Origin of the sequence: Microvirga sesbaniae (assembly GCF_025460805.1) — a bacterium.
Taxonomy (GTDB): Bacteria; Pseudomonadota; Alphaproteobacteria; order Rhizobiales; family Beijerinckiaceae; genus Microvirga; species Microvirga sesbaniae.
Genome location: NZ_JAMXFJ010000001.1, coordinates 506,190 through 526,245, shown reverse-complemented (window position 1 = coordinate 526,245; position 20,056 = coordinate 506,190). Strand labels below are relative to the sequence as shown.

General features: G+C 57.3%; 14 protein-coding genes and 2 pseudogenes. 8 read left to right on the top strand and 8 right to left on the bottom strand.

Translation table 11 applies throughout. The features are described from left to right. Window positions 1–290 precede the first annotated feature (290 nt). From OCW50_RS02395 to OCW50_RS02370, 6 genes are read left to right on the top strand one after another with little or no spacing between them, the layout of a single operon-like run. Window positions 291–1,763 carry a UbiA family prenyltransferase gene (locus tag OCW50_RS02395; RefSeq protein ID WP_262296300.1) on the top strand — a complete coding sequence of 491 codons (1,473 nt, stop codon included), beginning with the start codon at window positions 291–293 and terminating at the stop codon, window positions 1,761–1,763. 5 nt (window positions 1,764–1,768) lie between these two features. Next, the gene (locus OCW50_RS02390) at window positions 1,769–3,121 is read left to right on the top strand and encodes an FAD-binding oxidoreductase (RefSeq protein WP_262296299.1); all 1,353 of its coding nucleotides are present in this window, start codon (window positions 1,769–1,771) and stop codon (window positions 3,119–3,121) included. Continuing rightward, on the top strand, window positions 3,118–3,879 hold the full coding sequence (locus tag OCW50_RS02385) for an SDR family oxidoreductase (RefSeq protein WP_262296298.1): 762 nt from the start codon (window positions 3,118–3,120) through the stop codon (window positions 3,877–3,879). The genes OCW50_RS02390 and OCW50_RS02385 overlap by 4 nt, the downstream gene beginning before the upstream one ends. A gap of 17 nt (window positions 3,880–3,896) precedes the next feature. Further along, complete coding sequence (locus OCW50_RS02380) at window positions 3,897–4,826, top strand: NAD-dependent epimerase/dehydratase family protein (RefSeq protein WP_262296297.1); 930 nt, start codon at window positions 3,897–3,899, stop codon at window positions 4,824–4,826. Window positions 4,827–4,829: 3 nt separating this feature from the next. Beyond that, window positions 4,830–6,134: an NAD(P)/FAD-dependent oxidoreductase gene (locus tag OCW50_RS02375; RefSeq protein WP_262296296.1), complete on the top strand. Its 1,305-nt coding sequence runs from the start codon at window positions 4,830–4,832 to the stop codon at window positions 6,132–6,134. Further along, a complete protein-coding gene (locus tag OCW50_RS02370) occupies window positions 6,127–6,528 on the top strand; it encodes a GtrA family protein (protein ID WP_262296295.1) in 402 nt (133 codons plus the stop codon). Before OCW50_RS02375 ends, OCW50_RS02370 begins: the two co-directional genes overlap by 8 nt. Window positions 6,529–7,419: 891 nt before the next feature. On the opposite strand, the gene OCW50_RS33315 is transcribed toward OCW50_RS02370, so the two are convergent. Then, window positions 7,420–7,671, bottom strand: a complete 252-nt coding sequence (locus OCW50_RS33315) for a winged helix-turn-helix domain-containing protein (RefSeq protein WP_373371286.1) — start codon at window positions 7,669–7,671, stop codon at window positions 7,420–7,422. Window positions 7,672–7,797: 126 nt separating this feature from the next. After that, the gene (locus OCW50_RS02365) at window positions 7,798–7,944 is read right to left on the bottom strand and encodes a hypothetical protein (protein ID WP_262296294.1); all 147 of its coding nucleotides are present in this window, start codon (window positions 7,942–7,944) and stop codon (window positions 7,798–7,800) included. A gap of 1,289 nt (window positions 7,945–9,233) precedes the next feature. Between OCW50_RS02365 and OCW50_RS02360 the strand changes: the two genes are divergently transcribed. After that, window positions 9,234–11,000: a glycosyltransferase family protein gene (locus OCW50_RS02360; protein ID WP_262296293.1), complete on the top strand. Its 1,767-nt coding sequence runs from the start codon at window positions 9,234–9,236 to the stop codon at window positions 10,998–11,000. Window positions 11,001–12,238: 1,238 nt separating this feature from the next. On the opposite strand, the pseudogene OCW50_RS33635 reads toward OCW50_RS02360, so the two are convergent. From OCW50_RS33635 to OCW50_RS02345, 3 genes and pseudogenes are all read right to left on the bottom strand, one after another. Further along, window positions 12,239–12,349: pseudogene (locus OCW50_RS33635) on the bottom strand (lysozyme family protein); the annotation flags it as partial. A 27-nt stretch (window positions 12,350–12,376) separates the two neighbouring features. Further along, complete coding sequence (locus OCW50_RS02350) at window positions 12,377–12,583, bottom strand: transposase (RefSeq protein ID WP_373371285.1); 207 nt, start codon at window positions 12,581–12,583, stop codon at window positions 12,377–12,379. A gap of 381 nt (window positions 12,584–12,964) precedes the next feature. Continuing rightward, window positions 12,965–13,858: an acyltransferase family protein gene (locus OCW50_RS02345; RefSeq protein WP_373371294.1), complete on the bottom strand. Its 894-nt coding sequence runs from the start codon at window positions 13,856–13,858 to the stop codon at window positions 12,965–12,967. Between the two features lie 438 nt (window positions 13,859–14,296). Between OCW50_RS02345 and OCW50_RS02340 the strand changes: the two genes are divergently transcribed. After that, a complete protein-coding gene (locus OCW50_RS02340) occupies window positions 14,297–16,156 on the top strand; it encodes a DUF2339 domain-containing protein (RefSeq protein WP_262296292.1) in 1,860 nt (619 codons plus the stop codon). A 66-nt stretch (window positions 16,157–16,222) separates the two neighbouring features. Here OCW50_RS02340 and OCW50_RS02335 read toward each other — a convergent pair. The 3 genes and pseudogenes from OCW50_RS02335 to OCW50_RS02325 all read right to left on the bottom strand — a co-directional run bounded on the left by OCW50_RS02335 (window position 16,223) and on the right by OCW50_RS02325 (window position 19,625). Then, window positions 16,223–17,390, bottom strand: a pseudogene (locus OCW50_RS02335) (IS3 family transposase). Window positions 17,391–18,012: 622 nt separating this feature from the next. After that, window positions 18,013–18,762 (bottom strand): ABC transporter ATP-binding protein, encoded by a 750-nt coding sequence (locus tag OCW50_RS02330; RefSeq protein ID WP_262296291.1) that lies wholly within the window; start codon window positions 18,760–18,762, stop codon window positions 18,013–18,015. Window positions 18,763–18,776: 14 nt separating this feature from the next. After that, window positions 18,777–19,625, bottom strand: a complete 849-nt coding sequence (locus OCW50_RS02325; protein ID WP_262296290.1) for an ABC transporter permease — start codon at window positions 19,623–19,625, stop codon at window positions 18,777–18,779. Between the last annotated feature and the right edge of the window lie 431 nt (window positions 19,626–20,056).

Below are 20,056 nucleotides of genomic sequence, written 5' to 3'. Positions count from 1 at the left end.
GACGCTTGGAGGACGGTGCCTTGGCGCAAGCTGACAAGCACCTCAATATGCCGGGGCGAGACTGCGAACCCATCGATCCGGCGTGTGGTATATGGGAGAAATGGGTGCCGCAATCCGATTGCCACGAGTTGCTTATCCACAAAGTTTCATATAGATCGCTTCCCCATTGGTGAACGGCCATGGGCATTCAGAACATGCGTCAATCGTTCACCTACGAATACAGGGCGAGCGAACTATTGCCCCTCTTGGGGCTAACTAGCTGAAAATTCTCATTATTGGCCAGATTATCTATGCACGCCGATACCGATTGCCAGCGCATTATCACCCATGACAGCCTGTCTAACGACCTGCCGCCGCTTGCCGTCGACCTCGACGGGACGCTGACCAGGTCCGACACGCTGCACGAGGGGTTTATCGGTTGTGTCCGGGCCCAGCCTCTCGCCGTCTTTAACCTCCGGTATGCGTTGAAGCAAGGCAAAGCTGCGTTTAAGCGAGAGGTTGTGCAGCGCATTGGGTTCGATGCTAGCCTGTTGCCCTACAATGAGGAAGTGGTCGAATTCCTGCGGGCACAAAAGCGCGCAGGGCGTCGGATCGGGCTTTTTACCGCAGCCGATCAATCCATTGCAGACGCCGTCGCGGAGCACCTCCAGATCTTCGACGTTGCCCGAGGATCGGATGGTTACACGAACCTCAGCGGTGCCGCCAAGACACAAGCCATCAAGGAGGTGTTTGGTGACCGCTTCTGTTACGCTGGCGACGGGCAGGTCGATCAGCCGATCTTCGCAGAAGCCGAGCGTGTGGTGCTCGTGGGGCAGACCGACCGCCTAAAGGCTGGCCTCGCAAATAGGGATTCGATCGAGGCCGAGTTTCCAGTGCGGCGGGCCGGCCTGGGTGTATGGCTGAAAGCCTTTCGTCTCCAGCATTGGGTCAAGAATACCCTTATCTTCATCGCTCCGGTGCTCAGCTTCCAGATCGCCTCACCGGCTGTCGCGGCTCAGGCCACTCTCTTGTTCGTGCTGATGGGCATTATCGCCTCGGCAACCTACCTCATCAATGACATGGTGGATCTGCCGGCGGATCGGCAGCATCCGCGCAAGCGCTTCCGCCCCTTCGCGTCCGGCGCGATCCCGGTGAGGGATGGATGCCTGGCAGCGGCCGGATTGCTTGCTGCCGCTTTCGCAATCGGCTTGCTGGTGCTCCCTTGGGCCAGCGTTGCAGTTCTCGCGACCTATCTCGCCGTGACCCTGGCCTACAGCTTCTTTCTCAAGAAGCAGGCGATTATCGACGTCTTCATTCTGGCCGGTCTTTTCACAGTGCGGGTGATTGCCGGCAGCACGCTTGTGCCGGCGCAAGCCTCGCCATGGCTCCTCACCTTCTCGATGCTTTTCTTCCTTGGGCTTGCGATGGTGAAGCGTTATGCCGAACTGGCTCGGGTGCTTCGCACCGGAGGGACTGAGGTGGCATCAAGGGGTTATACAGCCAAAGATCTGCCACTCCTGCTCGCCGCAGGCGTCGCCGCCGGGTTCGGCGCCATCATGATCTTCACTACCTACCTCATCAACGAGCATTACCCCCTTGGCCTCTATGCCCGCCCGAGCTTTCTCTGGGGCATGATGCCGATCATCCTGATCTGGACCCTCCGGGTCTGGCACCTCACCGTTCACGGACGCATGGACGAGGACCCGGTCGTTTTCGCTCTCAAGGACCGGTTCTCCCTCGGCCTGGGCGTACTCACGCTCCTGATCCTGCTTGCGGCGTGGTGATGACGATGTGGCGGCAGGATTACCGATCCTGGGGCCGAACGGTTTCGGCAAATCATGTTGTCGACCGCCCGGAGAACCGCGATAACGCTACTCGGGCACTGTCCGAATCCGAGTTCCCTGTGCTGGCCTATGGCTGTGGTCGGTCATATGGGGATGTGGCCCTGAACCCCGGCGGACGCCTGATCGACTGCCGGTCCCTCGACCGGTTTCTCGCATTCAATCGCGCGACCGGCGTGCTGACATGCGAAGCGGGCGTTCGTTTGGCTGACATCCTTGCGGTGATCTGCCGTCCGGAGGCCGATGGGAGTGGCTGGTTCCTGCCCGTCACGCCCGGTACCCGATTCGTGACGGTCGGGGGCGCGATCGCTAATGACGTTCACGGCAAGAATCATCATCGCTTCGGCACGTTCGGACGGCATGTGCTTGCCCTGGAGCTCGCTCGGAGCGACGGATCGCGTCTCGTCTGCTCGCCGGAGCAGAACCCGGATCTCTTCGCAGCAACCATTGGTGGTCTTGGGCTGACCGGGCTCATCCTGAGTGCGACCCTCCAACTCCGGAGGGTGGAAGGGCTCGCTGTCGAGGCCGAAGATATTCAGTTCTCATCCCTGTCGGATTTTTTTGATCTTGCCGAGGCTTCGGATCGGGATTGGGAATACACCGCCGCATGGGTGGACTGCTTGGCATCCGGCGCACATCTCGGCCGCGGGATTTACTCGCGAGCCCGCCATTATCCCGGAAAGGGAGTGGAACCCCCGGGGCGGAACTCAAGACTGTCCATACCTATCACTTCTCCCATCCCGGCCACGAACAGCCTGTCGGTCCGAGCGTTCAACGCCCTTTATTGGCGCAAGCTCGGCCTTAATGGCCAAACCAGCCGTATCGGCAGCTATGAGCCCGTTTTCTACCCGCTGGATGCGATCGGCGAGTGGAACCGCCTCTACGGACCCAAAGGCTTCTACCAGTTCCAATGCGTGGTGCCCCATGAGCAGGCGCGCGAAGCCGTCGCCGACATGCTGCGTCTGATCGCCCAATCTGGAGAGGGTTCGATGCTTGTTGTGCTCAAGACCTTCGGAGACCTGCCCTCGCCCGGGCTTCTGTCCTTCCCTCGGCCTGGAGTGACCCTCGCACTTGATTTCCCCGAAAGAGGCACAACGACGCGGAAGCTCCTAAGACTGCTTGAAGAAGTTGCCGTGGCAGCTTACGGACGGCTCTATCCGGCGAAAGACAGTCTTATGACGCCCGATGCTTTTCGGCAGGGCTACCCCAGTTTCGAGCAGTTTCAACCCATGATGGACCCACGCTTTTCCTCAGCGTTCGCGCAGCGGATCGGCCTGATAAAAGGCGAAGCTCAGCTATGACGATGCAAGTATCAAAACCCATGCGGGTGGCCATTTTCGGAGCGACCTCGGGCATCGCCACGGCCGTGGCGCGCCGTTATGCAGAAAGCGGAGCGCGCCTTGTCCTCGTCGCTCGCGATCAGGCAAGCCTGACGGCGGCGGCTGCAGATCTCGAGGTGCGGGGCGCCGCCGAGGTCGAGGTCCAGGAGGCGGACTTCGCCAGGACTGCTGACATCCCCGCTACCGTTGCAGCAGCCTGGACGCGGTTTGACGGACTCGATCTCGCCGTGGTTGCCTACGGCACACTCCCGGACCAGCAGGAGATGGAAGCGGAATCCGCAAAGGCCGAGCAGGCGTTGGTTCTGAATTTCTTGAGCCCCGCGCTCCTGTGCGGCGAGCTCGCCCATCGTTTCGAGGCGCGCAAGTCTGGCACTCTGGCAGTCATCTCATCCGTTGCCGGCGATAGAGGCCGAAAGAGCAACTATGTCTACGGTGCCGCAAAAGGCGGTCTGCAACGCTACCTCGAGGGCTTGCGCCATCGGCTCTTTGCTGCCGGCGTCCAGGTCCTCGATATCCGCCCCGGATTCGTGTCGACAAAGATGACGGCGCACCTTTCGCAGAAGGGACCTTTGTGGGCAAGCCCTGATCAAGTGGCGGCAGACATTGTCGGAGCCATCCAGAAGCGCAAGGAAGTTCTCTACACTCCTTGGTTCTGGAGATGGGTGATGATGGGCGTGCGCAATGCTCCCGGACCGCTCTTCCATCGCACATCTCTCTAGAATATCGAGTATCAGGCATGAAGATCGCAATTACGGGTGCAGCTGGCCTCATGGGCCAGAACCTGATCGCCCGCCTCAAACGTCGAGGCGGGTACGATATTGTCGCGTTCGATAAGCACCCATCCAACACAAAGATCTTACGGGAACTTCACCCCGAGATCACGGTGGTTGAGGCGGATCTCGCTGAGAGAGGGAATTGGTCCGCCGCTTTGGATGGCGTCGAATCGGTCGTGGTCGGCCATGCGCAGATCGGCGGTTTGGTCGAGGACGAGTTCACACGCAACAACCTGATCGCCACAGAGCGCCTTCTGGAGGCGGTCTCCGCCCGGAATGATCTCAACCTCGTTCACATCAGCTCGTCCGTCGTCAATTCGGCTGCCGTCGATTGGTACACTGAAAGCAAGAAGGCCCAGGAAGCTCTCGTCCTGTCCACGGGGATTCCATGCGTCGTGCTCCGCCCGACCTTGATGTTCGGATGGTTTGATCGGAAGCATCTCGGCTGGCTGGCGCGTTTCATGGCCAAGGCTCCCGTGTTCCCGGTCCCGGGCCATGGCCGCTATCTTCGGCAGCCCCTTTATGTGGGCGATTTCTGCGAGATCATCATGACCTGCCTCAATCGGAAGATAGAAGGCGCGCAGTACAATATCAGTGGTCAGGAACGCATCGATTATATCGACTTGATTCATCTGGTACGTAGGGCGAGCGGCGCGAAAGCACCTGTCGTCAAGGTTCCGTATGCGGCATTCTGGGCCATGCTGAAGGTGTACGGGTTGGTCGACAAGGATCCGCCATTCACGACCAAGCAGCTTGAAGCGCTGGTGACACCGGATGTATTCGAAGTGATCGATTGGCCTGGAATCTTTGGCGTACGCGCAACGCCGCTCAAAGAGGCCATGGAAGAAACGTTCCGCGACCCGCATTACTCATCGATTGTCCTGGAGTTCTAGCACATGGCACGGATTATCGTTCTGGGTGCAGGTGCAATGGGTCTTGCAGCCGCCTATCGAGCGCTGAAGCTCGGGCACGAGGTCACAGTGCTCGAGGCGGCGCCAGAGGCTGGCGGCATGGCCGCCCATTTCGACCTGAACGGTCTCTCCATCGAACGCTACTACCACTTCATCTGCAAGTCCGACGACCCGACGTTCGACCTGATGAAGGAGCTTGGTATCGGCGACCAGATGCGCTGGCGCCAAACCTCGATGGGATACTTCACGCACGGGGCTCTGCATTCCTGGGGGGATCCGGTCTCTCTGCTACGTTTTCCTCATCTGAGCCTTGCCGAGAAATTTCGCTATGGCCTGCTCATGTTCATTTCGACGCGGCGGAATTCCTGGGACGCTCTGGAGAATGTATCCGCCAAGACCTGGATCGAACGCTGGTGTGGACCGAGTGTCTACAGGAAGCTCTGGAAGCCGCTCTTCGATCTCAAGTTCTATGAGTACGCCGACAACGTCTCGGCCTCCTGGATCTGGACCCGCATTCGCCGCATCGGACGCTCTCGTCGCTCCTTGATGCAGGAGGAACTCGGCTATATCGAGGGGGGCTCCGAAACCCTGGTACATGCGCTTACCCAGGCAATCACGAGGCTGGGCGGCGTTATTCGCTTGAACGAGCCGGCAACCCTCATCCTGGCCACGGACGAGCGGGTATCGGGCGTCGAGACCGCACAGCGCCGTTACGAAGCCGATGCAGTGATCTCGACGGTTCCGACGCCCTACGTCAGCGCCCTCGCCCCTGCCCTACCCTCAGAAGTCCGAGAGGCCTACGACAGCATTGCCAATATTGGCGTCACCTGCGTGGTCCTTAAACTGAAGCGGTCCGTGACGCCTCATTTCTGGGTCAACATCGTCGATGATGACATGCCGATCCCAGGTATCATCGAGTTCTCAAACCTCCGTCCGACCGGAACCGGAGAGTCGGTGGTCTATGTGCCTTACTATATGCCGACCACCAACCCGCTCTGGGCACGTCCTAACGAGACGTTTATCAAGGAATCGATGGACTGCATCCGTCGGATCAACCCCACAATATCTGACGACGATCTGGTGGCCTCCCACGTGGGTCGTCTGAGCCACGCTCAGCCCGTTTGTCCTCCCGGTTTTGCCGCTCGTATCCCAGCCGTGCAGACGCCAATCGAAGGATTGCAGATTGCAGATACCTGTTTCTACTATCCGGAAGATCGCGGCATCGCGGAAAGCATTCGTCTCGGAGAGCAGATGGCTCGCGCCGTTGAACAGGCACGCGAATATGCTTGAGTCCCGCTTCATCCGCTTCTTGTTCACCAGCGGCCTCGCCGCCGGGGTCAACATCGGGAGCCGGTGGTTGCTCGGCTTCGTGATGCCCTACGAGCTCGCCATTTGCCTCGCCTATCTGTTCGGAATGACCACCGCCTTCGTGCTAGCCAAGCTTTTCGTGTTCAAAGCATCTGGCGCCGCTGTCCACAAAGAGTATGTGCGTTTCGCCATCGTCAATGCCGCGGCCTTCCTGCAGGTCTGGCTTGTAAGTGTCGGACTGGCAAGGTTCATCTTCCCAGCGGTCGGTCTCGTCAGCCATGGCGAAACAATCGCCCATATCATCGGTGTTCTCAGCCCGGCACTCACAAGCTACTTCGCACACAAGAACTACTCGTTTCGCACAGAATCAACCTAAGCTCACTTTTCTTGGGCGCAGTGTTCAGGCTCAGAGGCAATCCGATACAGCAATGTACTCCGGTGACTGCTTAACCCTTTCGACCAACTGCGATGTCCTAAATGTACTGAACGGACGGTGAGGAGAAGCATAACATCGCGGTAGCCGACGGATGTCAGCCTTTCTCGGAAGCTTTGAGCCCAGATAGTTGAGGATGAGTCCTGCGGTCCCACCACGGGCGGCAGGTAAAAGTTGCAACGCTCAGCTAGCAGGGGCTTTCAATCGTTGAGGAGTTGAATCCTCCTTCCGATCGTGGTGCGAGTACCAACCGGAAGGAACGACCGTACATCGTACAAGGAACCGGCCACGACAGGTAGAGACGCCCGCGCGTGTTTCATTATCATCTGCCAATGATCTTCACGTAAGCCTCCCAAAGGGATGGCCTTCATGCTGAAAGAAGCTGGTGATCATCTCGGGTCGTCGTTTCAGGCGGTTGAACCCGCGGCGGGCCTGACGATGCAGGTTGTCGACTGAGCGAGGCAGAGCGTTCGCCATGGAATGCTTGACGAGCGCATTGCACCGCTCTTCTGGATTCAACTCGGGGGCATAGGCCACCGCGTAGTCCTGCGGGTGGGCCGCAATGAAGGCCGAGGTTGCTCGTGAGCGTTGGGGATTCAACCGATCCCACACGACGGGCAGCGGCGTGTCGATCTTGCGGCTGAAGTAGCGCAGGACCTGGATGACACAGCGGCTCGAGTGGACGTGCAGACGTGGCGCGCATACAGACTCCTATCCGGAGTGATGGGTGCCACGCTTGAGACCTCGCGCCGCTTGCTCACCCGCCGCAGCACTGGGGTCGGTCCACGACGGGCCCTGGTCGTGCCCGGCCTGATCAGGAGGCTGCGGCCCACCTCATCCACGAGCAGGAGGGTCCAGTGCTCTCGGCGCGCCTTTTTGAGCCCCACCCACTCGCGCTTGGGCCAGACCGCAATCACGAGTTGTTCCCGTTCTTTGGCCCCGGATAGCGGGACGTTGCACGCTGAAGCCGTGCCCCTTGTGCGGCCGCTCCAAATAGCCCGGATGGTAATGCACCCCGAGCTCCCGCTCGATCAGGACCGCGATGCGCTCGAGCGTCGACCGGTCGGTTGCAAAACCAGCCGCCACCGCGCCTCAGTCCAGCAGCCGGGCCGAGCGGGTCCAGGCTTTCTGATCCAGGCGGGGGAGCGGTCCTGGAATGGGTCGCGCGCGCAAGCCGTGCGTGCCCTCCTGGGCAAGAATAACCGCCGAGCGTCAGACACTGGCGCGGCTCACTCCCAATGAGCGCGCGATCTCGGCTTGGGAGAGCGGTCCCTGGCGCAACAGCCTTGCGGCCACGAGACAGGTCTCCTCCACTTGCTTCGTCGTCATATGGGTTAGCCGCAAAACGTCGTCATCCATCGCGCGCCTCCTCACGATGATCGACACTGCCCGATAGTACACCACCTTCGTGACGATCATTAGCTGCATTGAGGCATAGGCAAGTTAGAATAAGACAGCTTCTTTTCGTAGCCGTACCAACACCACATTGGCACTCCTTTCATTGCATCGAAGGAGACGTGGGCGCGAGAGAAGGGGCATCGCGGGCGCACGGCATGCGCCCAGATAATCAAGCAGCATGCGCCGAACGGCCGGCAGTGTCGGTTGTGGCGGTGCCCCGCGGACTCTTCTATTTACCCTGTCGAATTCAGACCAGAGCCAGGGCAGCCCTGAAGATGTCTAAACCGAAGCGGGATTCATCGTTGAAGAGTCGGAAGGACGAGAATGAGAAGACCACCGATGGCGGCATCATCGAGATCGGTGGTCCTGGGGCGGCTGAGGCGATCCTTGAGACGATGCGGAAACTGCAAGGAGCCCCAGAGGCGAAGCAGTAGTTGCAGCCCGGATATTGTTCTGATCGGATCGACAGGTAGGGCCGACAGCATGCAATGACCTCGCGCCCGGCCTTTGTCCTGTCAGAAGCGATTCGATTCGCCAGTGAACTGTAGCGGGGCTTGGGAGCGAGGCAGTCATCGACCACTTCCATAGTCCGTCCTCAAGACCGCCGGTTATCGAGTGGGCAACTCCGATGGGTTCGTCGCCAGTCAGAGGAATAGTGCGCGGGAAGCGCACGTCCGAGTCGAACGCTATGAAGAACGTGTCGTCACGGCCTGCGTGGAGTAGACATCGGCGGTCTTCTTCTAATAGGTGCCCATGGCCACGCTTTAGCATTCCGGAGCCGGAAACAGAAAGGCCCGTCAAAGTCGAAGCTTAGGTGGGCGAAGAGGTGATGTGCCGCATCCCCGAGGAGTGCACGACGTAGTGTCATGAAGCTTGGCGGCGATAGACGAACAGCATGTGCATTTTCCTCTCGCAACTAGAAAACCCAGCAACATTGATGCAATAACATAACGAGAAATTTTATACTTACTGAAAGAAATTATGCCGTTGCTCAGACTGACGTCCCGGGCTTATGAGGAAAGTTCACTTTGCTATCCTTTTGAGTTACTCTGGATTGTGTATCAATGAGAGCAATAACAATCTGTACGGCTTCGTATGCGCGACATACTCGTCGCCTTGTCGCATCCTACAACAAATTTCACCCGAATGGCACTATAACAGTATTCTGTGATGATTCAGCCCAAGTTCGAAAAGAGCTCGGCACGCTACCCTGCGAGATCGTTGAGCTAAGTTCTATCAATACGCTTGGGGTGAAGCGGGCCAAGTTCGAGGCATATGCTCTAGCAGCGCGGCAAGGTGGATTTCTCTACCTCGACTCGGACATTATTGTTTTAAGATCTCTGGAAGAGCTTATAGATTTCAATTATCTGGTCGCATGTAGGGACGACCTGTCGGAATGCCCGTTCATCTCCGACAAGCGGTTCCCATGGCCGAACCACCCGGAACTAGAGGCTGGGGTATATATCAACAGCGGAGTAATGTTTTTCCCGCGCTCTCTGCTCGCTATACTTGAAGAGATTTACACTGCCTCGTTAGACGACGACGCTTGGCACCGCTACATTGCCCCTGGGCACCTGTACGACAACCACTTTCTTTGTGCGTACATTAATCTCAAGTGCGTACCTGTTCGATTTGAAAACCAATACAAATTCAACTGGCAAGGGCTGCGCGCGGGAGCCGACATATTGGTGAGCATCAAAAATGATGTGATAATCACTGCAGCCACTGGGGATCCGCTCCATCTCATGCACTTCGCAGGAATTGAAGATATCGACTCTTTCCTCTTGCGGATGAAGCCAGATATTCTCGAGAAAGTATCAGACAGCACGGCATGCAAGCCGGTTGATATTCTTGATTTATTTCAGAGCCCCAATCAACGTGAAATTTGCACCAAGCCCGATATCATAAGGGAAGTCGCGCGACTCCTTATCTCTGACAAGACCACAAATCCAGCGGTCGCAAATACACCGACGCCTTACATCCCAATCGCAGAAACCTTCCTGAGCTTTGCATTGTCGGAAAACTTCTCCGACGTGCGATGGAACGGATTTCCTTGCGGAGGGGCTTATTTGAACTCGCAGGAGTACCATTTCTTACGCAGTATTATACGCACGAAAAAGCTCAACTCGGTGGTTGAAGTCGGCGGCGGGTATACGTCCATTCTATTGAATGGCGCAGCACAGACGGTACTCTCAATCGAAGCCTATCAGGGTCCATGGCTTGATGCTGCCATCGCTAAAGGCTGCGACGTAGAGCACATTCCTTTCGACGCTACCACTAAGCGTTTCAATCAAGCGCGCCTGGAGAAGGCAATTCGAGATCGCAATCTGGAACTCCCTGACCTGTTGTTCATCGACTCGCCTATTGGTACCGCAAATAGAGATGGCGTCCTTCGCCAGATCGAAGACTTAGTAAAGCCCCGCTATATTGCATTCCATGATGCACGGCGTGACTCCACGATGATCTATGAAGCCATGCTGAGGCTCGGTTATCGGCTCGATGCTTATCTTCCGACCCACCGCGGCTTTGTTGTTCTAGCCGCGGTGACAGAAGGCGCAGAATTGCCGGTGCAACCCGACACCGTTGGCGATGATATCGCCTTTACTGCAGAAGTGGTCGAATGGCGTCGCGAGCAACGAGATACTGTTGGAGTTCTGCACAAAGTGCGCTTAACTAATACGGGCAGCCGGACTCTCGCAATGTCTGGCGGTGATGGGCTTTTCTTGACCTATCATGTCGTCGATTCAAAAGGAGATGTTCTCTGCTGGGAGAATCCGCGTACGACACTGCCATGTGACCTTGAGCCTGGAGATGAGATAATCCTCGATGTCATCTTCGGGCCCTGTGACGCAACATCCCCTTACTTCTACTTCGATATGGTTTGCGAACACCGTTATTGGGTTTCTAATATCAGCCCAAACATGAACCGCACCCCGGTTCCGTTGAAGAGTTCACGACATCACGCAGATCCAGTTTGTGAACAGAAATACCTAAGGAAACAGAAGGTGCTTCGATAGTAAGACCTGCAAGCATGATCCTATGTCGAGTGACGGTACTCGACATGGGGCATCTGTGACAGGCAACTGATTTCCGATCGCCAAGTGATCTCCGATCGCCAAGTGATTGGTCGCCTGGTCGCTATGGTGCCGTTCAATATGCTCACGATCATGCTCACCAAGTACCTCGTCAGTCGCTCCAAAGCCTCCGCGATCTGGCTTTCCTGCTGCCGCTCGTTGGCTTCGCTCGCATCGCAGATCGCGTCAGCCAGCCGGTTGACTGAAGCGTTCATCGGGGTGATGGCCGCGGCGTTGGCAAAGACGGTAGTCTCGGTAGTGAAATTCTCTTGGCTGCGCCCCCCCACCCGCGTTCCTCTCCAAGCCGCTCAAAACGCAATGATCAGCGTTCCGACGGCCACAGCATCAGCGACGGTCATACCGAGCATCAGAGCAGGCTCTGACGATGGGAAAGACCTCTGCACGAGCGGACAGACCGTAGACGACCATTCCCGTCGATGCCACCTCGTTGGAGAGGAAGGCGCCCCCGGTGACAAGCCAAGCGACCTGCGCCCAAGGGATCGCGCCGAAGAGCGAGCCGAACTTGCGGATGTATCGCGTAGTTGGCCAGTGCCGTCGACGTAGAGTGGCGAGACCCGGGAAGCTCCCGTTGCTCCGAAGAGCCAGACGCAGAAGCTCTCCGTCAGAACGTAGCGCTGGGAGGTGACAAAGGACGTGCCAACCAGAGTGTCTCCAGGCAGGATGAGGACGGAGCCCCACCCACCGTGACGAGGGCCGAGTGCCATTCGAGCCCTCGATCATGGATGCTGGCGCGGAAGCGCGTCTCGAGAGAATGATTTGGCATGGCCATGCTCCCAAGAACTCCCTCGCCTTTCAGCGGCCATAGAGAGTTCCAACGCCGCCGAGGATGCTCATGCCGGCTTTCGAGTTGACCTCCATGGAGGTTTCTCCGTTGGCGGCCGCCATTCCGATCGTGACGCTGCCGCCGCGAATGCCGAAAATGGCGCCCTATGTAACGCGGCTGGGGAACCATGGCTTGTTGTACGTCAGGTGCTCGAGGACCGGCTGCAGCCCCTTGGCGACATCTTCCTTGACGACCGGTTCATCGGCCTACTCGACCGAGACTGACGGCGACTTGGCGAGCCGATCAGCGATCACGCTGGTGATGTCGAGAACGATCAGGGGCGTGATGCGAAGATTCTCTTCAGGAAGTCAGCGCGGGCAGCAAAAAATGCCAGCAGCGTCAGGGTCTTCACCTCGGCGTTCGTCGCGGGGCGACCCAGGTTGGCGGACAGCCCGCCGATCGTCACGTCCAGGTTAGTGGCCCCGCCCGGATCCTTGGAGTGATCCACAAAGCCGCCTTAGAGGCTGGTGGGCAATTATCTTTCTTTTCGGGTGAGACGGCGCAGCAAGATGCGGCTCATGGCAATATACAGCAGCATCTCGCCGGTCTCGACCAAGCGTTCGTAGTCTTTGGCGAGCCGCCGGTGGGTGGTCAACCAGGCGATCGTCCGCTCCACCACCCACCGGTGTGCAAGCACCCGAAAGCCGCTCGGTCGCGTCGGCGGCTCCGCGTCAGCCCGCATCCAGGTGCCTCCGCCCCACCCGTGCTGCGGAATGGACAGCCTGGCCGGTGAGAGGGGATGGGTTCCTGAGGACGGCGCGCATTGGTGCTCGCGCCTACGCGGGATCTGGTGAGACAGGGGCCTGCTCTGGTTGCACCACCTCGGGGAGCTGCGGCGAAGACGGGAGGCTGACCGCACTGGCTCGTGCGAACACGACTCAGGATTGAAACTGTGCTGAGCCAGTTGACCGAGCGCTTTCATGCCGAGCGGATGTGGGCACCTGATGGCCCAGTGGTTGCGCACGCTCGTCAGCCACACGGTGGCGCTACTGCTGTGTCAACGCAGTGGTTTCTCTGCGCTCGCTTTCGCCAGGTTGATCGTAGCCTAAACCTGCATACCGGGTTAGCTAGCGTTACCTGCGGCAACGATTTGCGTCCTTGAACGAGGCTTCAGGATCGACCGCACCCGTTGCATTCCCCAGAGTTCAACGTATCGGTAGCTAATCCATGAGACCGCCAGCATCACTGCAAATGCAACGAAGAACGTCAGCCAATATGGAAGTAGCGGGAATAGCAACCCCACAGTAACGATACCTATGTTCGCGTGGTAAAGATACAGAGAGTAACTGATATTCTCAAAGAAGCGCCCGATACGGCCCATCTTCAGATCTCGACACAAGTGAATTACTGCCATGAAAATTGCAAAGCAGTACGCAATAGTAATAATGTACGAATTCACCGGTTCAAGGAACCCGGGCTGTAGATCGCGTATAACATAGATTGTAAGCAAAAAGTTCAAAGAGCAAAGCCCAATGAAAGTCGCCCGCGATATCATCTGCATATACAAGAAGTAAATCAACTGCCCGAAGAGAAGGATCGGGATATATGATACTTGAACTGCCAGCAAGAAGACCTCGGTGCCGAATTTGCGACAAATGACTATCATCCCAGCAACTATCAAAGCCTGTACTAGGTACGCAGCAACTGGAAACTTCCTAATATAAGGAATAAACACAATAGTTATGAAATAAAATTTAATCTCAATGAGAAGCGTCCACTCAGCCCCAATTAGAAAAGTCGGGTTCTCATCATAGATACCGAATAGTGTTATACCTCTGAAATACTGCTCAAATGTTAATGGGGTCTTCCACCCCATGCATATCACCTGAAGCTGGATCAGAACTGCGGCAACAATCCAAGCGGGATAGATCCTGAAGACTCGCTTGAGTACAAAAGTGCCGCGTGATTCATCGTTGATGCTATGCGTGATGATGAAGCCGCTCACGAGAAAAAAGATACAGACTCCGAACCAACCGCCATCCTGTATGATCGCGAGCGGCCCAGTTATGTAAGCTCTTACCCAATCGACAAGAATCCAGTTTCCCCAACCTTATCTTTATGCTGGGCGGCGATATGAGCATAAACGACGATGAGAGACGCGGCGGCGCGTAGCGCACCGATGGCCTCAAGGCGCGAATGGGCGTTGTTCATACCCCATTTCACTTGGGCTGCTCGCCATATCAATGGGACCTTTGCGCCCAGCGTACCGGTGACTAAAAAAAAGTAATTGGAGTTGCAAATTTGCCACTGCCCAGCCGAGGCCTGCTCATTCGACCTTCTGATCGAGAGCTGGCTCGGAGTACAGTCAATCTAATACGGCTGACTGCTGCAAATTGTGTGATTGACAGCCTAGGGCTTCTAGTCTTTGAGCATCCCCATAAAGAGAGATACTTTGATGCAGTTATCAGACGCCAGCAGAAAATCTCACGCCGCCTATGTGGTAATCGCGTTCACCGCCCTCTTGCTGTCCACTGTCGCAGCAAAGTTTTTCTGGCAAAATGCGCTCGATCTGTATCGGCCTGCCCTCCTGCTCGATATCAACGCCGACATGCGGTTTCTATCCAACCCAACGTCGCTGCTTTCCTTCTTGTTCGGCTACCATAATGAGCATGTAGTCGCGACGACCCGAGCACTAACCCTTATCGATTACGTTCTATACGGTTCGCAGTATCGCATTCACCAACTCGTCTCCATAGCACTCCTAGTCGTGATGGCAGGCTCTCTGGCTGGACTCGTGTTCTCTGACTGTAGGCCTCACGAGAAAGCGAACCGAGCAACTCTAGCGCTTTTCGTCATAAGCGTACTTCTGTCACCATTAATGGTAGCAGTTGTAGCCTTCCCGTATTTCGTGCAGCATTTCATCGCCGGCTTCCTCAGTCTATGTTTGAGTGTCGTCGCTTGGCTGGTCTACCGCCCAGCGTTGACGTTGCCAAAACGCCTAGCATTATTCGTTACCGTGGCAGTTCTATGTCTTAGCCTCCTCGTGACAAGTGGGCACGGCATAGTTTTGATTTTTGCCGCTTTATTCAGTCCTATTGCATTCAACGCTCCGCTGATGAGGCGCCAAGCAACTGCTCTCGCAATCGTTGCTTTATGCGTCTTAATCGCTTGGAAGCTACGGTTCGCTGCTGCGGCAGGCGGAATCGTTGGAAGGCTGCTCACACCAGCTGAATGGGCTGGGATTGCTGATTATTATGTCAGAGTACTGTCGCTGCCTGCCCACTATGCCTCTGGCGGCCTTCGAATTTCGATCGTTTTCGGCACCTTAGTCCTTACTGCGAGTATCGTGTCTCTAATCCTCGCATATCGATCTCGCCGCGACGACGGATCGTTGGTAGCCTCGGTGGCAGCCTCTCTCCTCATCGGCCACCAACTCTCAATTATCCTTGTCGCAGCCGGACGGGCGGGCACCGGATGGGAGGCGGAAGATCCCAAGTACGCGTTCTACACTGCCGTAATTATTGCCTCCGCCGCTATCCTGCTCGTCAAGCAGTTCCACCGAGCGAAGTTCCTTATCGGTGCCGGGGCCGCCATGATGGCGACACTAGCCATTATGCTTGGTGCTCAGCAATACGTTCTAAGAGACTCAAGACAGTTTTATCGACATATCGAGGCCTTCGGACACTCGCTTGCCCTCAATCTCAATGATCCAGCGCGCTCTAAGATGCTTGGAGAGGACCCTAATCTGTGGGGGCTCATGGACTTTGCTCGCGAGCAGCGGCTGAACGTCCATATGCGCCGGCCAGGTGAGTTACTCGGCCACCCCCTCAATCAAGTAGTCAACTCTAACAGAGCTTGTCCGGGAGGGATTGAGTCGAAACAATTGCTCGCCGCGGCTGACGGCGGGAGCGGCATTAAACTCACTGGATGGTCACTTGACGAGTCGAGCCCTCACCACCGCAACCTAGGCATCATTGTTTCACAAGGCGACCGTATCGTCGGCTATGGAGCATTTGCTTCTATGAGACCCGATGTCCATTCGCATCTGAAAACAGCTGTGGCTCCCGATGCACCTGTTGGCTGGCTCGCGTACGCCCGCCCCGAAAATAACAACCTGCCACTTCAAGTTTATACTTTGGATCTCAAAACCCTAGATGCGTGTCACTCGTCTGACGCGGACTTTCCAAATATCGCACCCGCTGGTGTCGCAGTGAATGTGGAGTTTCTAAATAAGTGGGGTTCCAAGGCACCGCGTACATCGGACCAGCGCAGCGCGTATTTAGAGAAACGGGCGGTTGCTGGTCCGTTGGACTGAGATAGGGCGCAGTGCTATCCTTGGAGAAGATTGAGGCGAGTGACGTGCGCCCTGAGCATCCTCCGCTCAGAGCTGGAGTCCGCTGGTTGATGGATGCCCGTTGTTGGCGGTCAGAGCAACTGGAAGAGCCACTGCTTCCGATTGCAGTTGCCTGGGTGTGTGCTTGGCAAAGTCGGCCGGGGTCATTCCTTTCAAGGCTGAGTGGGGTCGGATGGTGTTGTAATCCTTTTGCCACGCGTTAAGGACCTGCCGGGCGTGCCGCAATGAGGTGAACAGGGTCTCGTTGAGGCACTCATCGCGCAGGCGGCCATGAAAGCTCCCAACAAAGGCGTTCTGCTGTGGCTTGCCTGGCGCGATATACTGCCATTCCACGCCCGTGGCCTGACACCACCGCAGCACTGCCGAAGAGGTCAGTTCGGTGCCGTTGTCCGAAACACAGCTTATCGGCCGGCCACGGGAGGCAATGATGGTATCCAGCTCCCGCGTGACCCGCAGGCCTGAGAGCGAGGTATCGGCCACGAGCCCGAGGCACTCGCGGGTAAAGTCATCAACCACCGCCAGAACACGAAAGCGGCGCCCATCGGCAAAGGCATCGCTGAGGAAATCCAGGCTCCAGCGCTGGTTGGGCCCGCCGGGCAGCAGAACGGGAGTGCGCGCCCCTAGGGCCCGCTTGCGGCCGCCCCAGCGTGTTTGACCTGCAGTCTCTCCTCGCGATAGAGGCGCCGGAACTTCTTGTGGTTCATGACCAATCCCTCTCGGGCCAGCATGATCGGCAGGCGTCGATAGCCGAAGCGCCGGCGCACCGCCGCCACAGCTCGCATGCGTTCGCGCACCGCAGCATCGTCAGGTCGGGTGGAGCGACAGCGGACCGACGAGCGGTCGATCGTCAGAATGGAGCATGCCCGCCGCTCGCTCACGTCATGGGCTTGCATGGCATGAGCCACGGCCCGGCGCCTGGCAGCGGGCGCTACCATTTTTTTGACGCGAGATCCTTCAGGACGGCATTGTCCAGCATTTGCTCAACCAGAAGCCTCTTGAGCTTGGCGTTCTCTTCCTCCAGGGCCTTCAGCCGCCGGGCGTCAGAGACCTCCAGGCCGCCGTACTTGGCCTTATAGTTGTAGAAGGTTGCCTCCGAGATCCCGTGCTTGCGGCAGATCTCCGCTGTCTTCGTCCCGGCCTCATGCTCCTTGAGCATGCCGATGATCTGCTCTTCCGTGAACCATGAGCGCTTCATTCCTCCGTCTCCACGTTGGACGGACTCTAACCTCATCCGGAGGAGTTCGCAGGGCTCACGTCACTGTCGGCGAGTGGCCTCGGTCCAAACCATCGTGACGTCCATCGAATCTTCGCAAATCCGACGGAATCACAGCAGCTTGAGGCCACTCAACCTGTTTCGGTCAGGCTCTAAGAGATCAACTTACTGACGGCTTGGTTTATGCCGTTGTCATCAAGGATCGGGAAGCCACCACAGCCGCGTGGTCTGCACCATAGTGGCCGCTCGCTACGAACTCCTATAGTACGTCGGAAGCATCGACCCAACGTGTCCGATTAGGCGAGCCAGATCCGGGCCAGCGACACGCAGCTTGAAGCGCCGAGTATCATTACCGCCGCTTAACTCGATTTCCGCGAATGCGTAAGCATCGGCGTTGATCGGGATAGGCCGCTCAGACCTATATGATTGGATTTGGTCCGGAGCGTCGTTGGAATATATGATGCGACTTCAATCTGCAGACCTTACCTGTGGCGCCGACCAAAATGAGGAACGTCCGGAGGAGACCCGCGACTCCTTGCACTCTCAAGCGTTCCAATGCGCCCGCACATCGCAACCCGCGCCGAGGTACCGACTGAAAGCCTCTCTACCCCTGCTCCAATGCTCCGTGCTGTTCAAGAATATCATCGATCGAACCGGCAGCGACGATCTGGCCTTCCCTTAGATGAACGGCCTTGTTGCAATAGCGCTTCAGGATCATGGGATCATGCGAAGCTAGAACGAGAATGCGGGAGTTCTCCATGACCTGTTCCAGCCGAATTCGTGCCTTTTCGGCGAAGCTCATGTCACCAACGCTGATCATCTCATCGAGCAGCAGGATATCGGGCTGGACCGCCGTCGAAACGGCGAAGGCCAGGCGCAGGGTCATGCCGCTGGAATAGGTACGCATGGGCAGATCCATGAAGCCGCCGAGCTCTGTGAATTCCTCGATGGCAGGGGTTATCTCGGTCGCCTGGCGGAATGTCATGCCGAGAAAGATGCCGCGGAGCGTGATATTCTCCCGGCCCGTCAACTCCGGGTCCATGCCCATCGTCATGTCCAGGAGGGATGAGACCTTGCCATCGATATGAGCGACACCTCGGCTGGGCTCGTACGCGCCCGCAAGAACCCGAAGCAGGGTGGACTTGCCGGCACCGTTGTGACCAACGAGCGCCAACCGATCTCCTGGTCTTAGATCAAGGTTGATGTCACGCAAAGCTTCAACAGTGATGATCTCACGGTTATTGCTGTCGATGCGGCCGCCGACCCGGCGAAGGACATTCGCCTTCAGCGAGCGGCCACGTGCATTGTAGATGGGGAAATCAACGCAAGCGTTACGCAAGGTTATCGAAGCCATGCCTCTGTTTCCCCTTAGAGCCAATAAACAATTCGCTGCCGGAAACGGCTGAAAAGTGGCCAAGCGACAAACGCGAGCACCAGAACCGACAGACCCGCTGAAGTGTAAGTAATCGGATCCGGCATACGGCCGAGGAGGGGTTCGGAGACGATTTGAAGAAGTGCCGCAAACGGATTTAGAACCACCCAAGGCCGCAGCGGCTCGTCCAGCAGTTCGACCCGCCAAGTGATGGGTGAGATGAAGAATGCGACTTGAATGACGTTCTGGATGATCTGAGGCAGGTCACGAAACCGCGTACACAGGATGGCGCAGATCAGGGCTGCCAAGAAGCCGACGAGAGCGACCACGATCAGCCCCCCGAGCGCGGCGAACCAGGTCCAGCTCGGAGCGACACCGAACAGCAGGAAAACGAACGGCAGAACGACAATGTTATGGGCAAACGATAAGAAGTTGCGAACCAGGACGCGCAGAATGAATGTCGATTTCGGAAGAGCCTGCTGACGCAGAAATCCTTCCGCCTGCACGAAGGCGCCCGCGCTGTCGGTGATGATACCGGACAGAAGCGTCCACACAATGTATGTCGTCGCCAGATAGGGAATGTAGGTTTCCACGGGCTGCTTGAATAAAGCGGAATACACCACTCCGATCGCCCCGATGAAGATCACGATGCTCAAGGTGATCCAGAACTGGCCCAGCTTGGACCGTCTGTAACGCTGCCGGATGTCGCCAATGCCCAGGAGCCACCAGACCCGCCAGTTCTCAAAGCCCTGCTTAACGTCAAGCCACGCGCGTTCGCCCGCAGTCCGCTCGCTGGAGGGTTCAACCGCAGCCTGCGCCGCACTGACAGACGCAGCGTGTTCCATCCTTTCCATGTCTTCCGATGATCCCTCTATAACAGGTGAGTCCTAAACCGGCTGGCAGCCGCGAGAGCTGTAATAGCCGTTCGGCCACGACATTTTCAGCCGGCACCGCTTGACCAATTGCAGCAACCACGACCGTCCTGGACCCTCGCGGTTATCTCATGAGCTGGGGAAAGGTTCTCGTCGGTGGAAGAACACCCAATTCCCTTGTAACGATATCACATAAAACACCACAGCGACGAGCACATTCTATCACTGCCTAGGGCTTCGGAACTGCTGCTCTCATACCCCCCGCCGCAGATTGAGGCAAGGTCTGGGGCTCGCCGGCAAAAATGAAGGACGACAGTCCCTTATCGGCAGAGCGCCGTCGCCGAGACGTCCAGCCGACCTGCATTGGCTCGAAGGAGGCGGAGCCTGCCTCAGCCTGGATCCAC

Excerpts from the sequence above, each read along its gene's own strand:
- OCW50_RS02375 (WP_262296296.1), top strand. The coding sequence starts at position 4,830 with ATGGCACGGATTATCGTTCTGGGTGCAGGTGCAATGGGTCTTGCAGCC.
- OCW50_RS02340 (WP_262296292.1), top strand. The coding sequence starts at position 14,297 with ATGCAGTTATCAGACGCCAGCAGAAAATCTCACGCCGCCTATGTGGTA.
- OCW50_RS02325 (WP_262296290.1), bottom strand. The coding sequence starts at position 19,625 with ATGGAACACGCTGCGTCTGTCAGTGCGGCGCAGGCTGCGGTTGAACCC.
- OCW50_RS02390 (WP_262296299.1), top strand. The coding sequence starts at position 1,769 with ATGTGGCGGCAGGATTACCGATCCTGGGGCCGAACGGTTTCGGCAAAT.
- OCW50_RS02350 (WP_373371285.1), bottom strand. The coding sequence starts at position 12,583 with ATGCGGGCTGACGCGGAGCCGCCGACGCGACCGAGCGGCTTTCGGGTG.
- OCW50_RS02330 (WP_262296291.1), bottom strand. The coding sequence starts at position 18,762 with ATGGCTTCGATAACCTTGCGTAACGCTTGCGTTGATTTCCCCATCTAC.
- OCW50_RS02395 (WP_262296300.1), top strand. The coding sequence starts at position 291 with ATGCACGCCGATACCGATTGCCAGCGCATTATCACCCATGACAGCCTG.
- OCW50_RS02380 (WP_262296297.1), top strand. The coding sequence starts at position 3,897 with ATGAAGATCGCAATTACGGGTGCAGCTGGCCTCATGGGCCAGAACCTG.
- OCW50_RS02365 (WP_262296294.1), bottom strand. The coding sequence starts at position 7,944 with ATGGATGACGACGTTTTGCGGCTAACCCATATGACGACGAAGCAAGTG.
- OCW50_RS02385 (WP_262296298.1), top strand. The coding sequence starts at position 3,118 with ATGACGATGCAAGTATCAAAACCCATGCGGGTGGCCATTTTCGGAGCG.
- OCW50_RS02370 (WP_262296295.1), top strand. The coding sequence starts at position 6,127 with ATGCTTGAGTCCCGCTTCATCCGCTTCTTGTTCACCAGCGGCCTCGCC.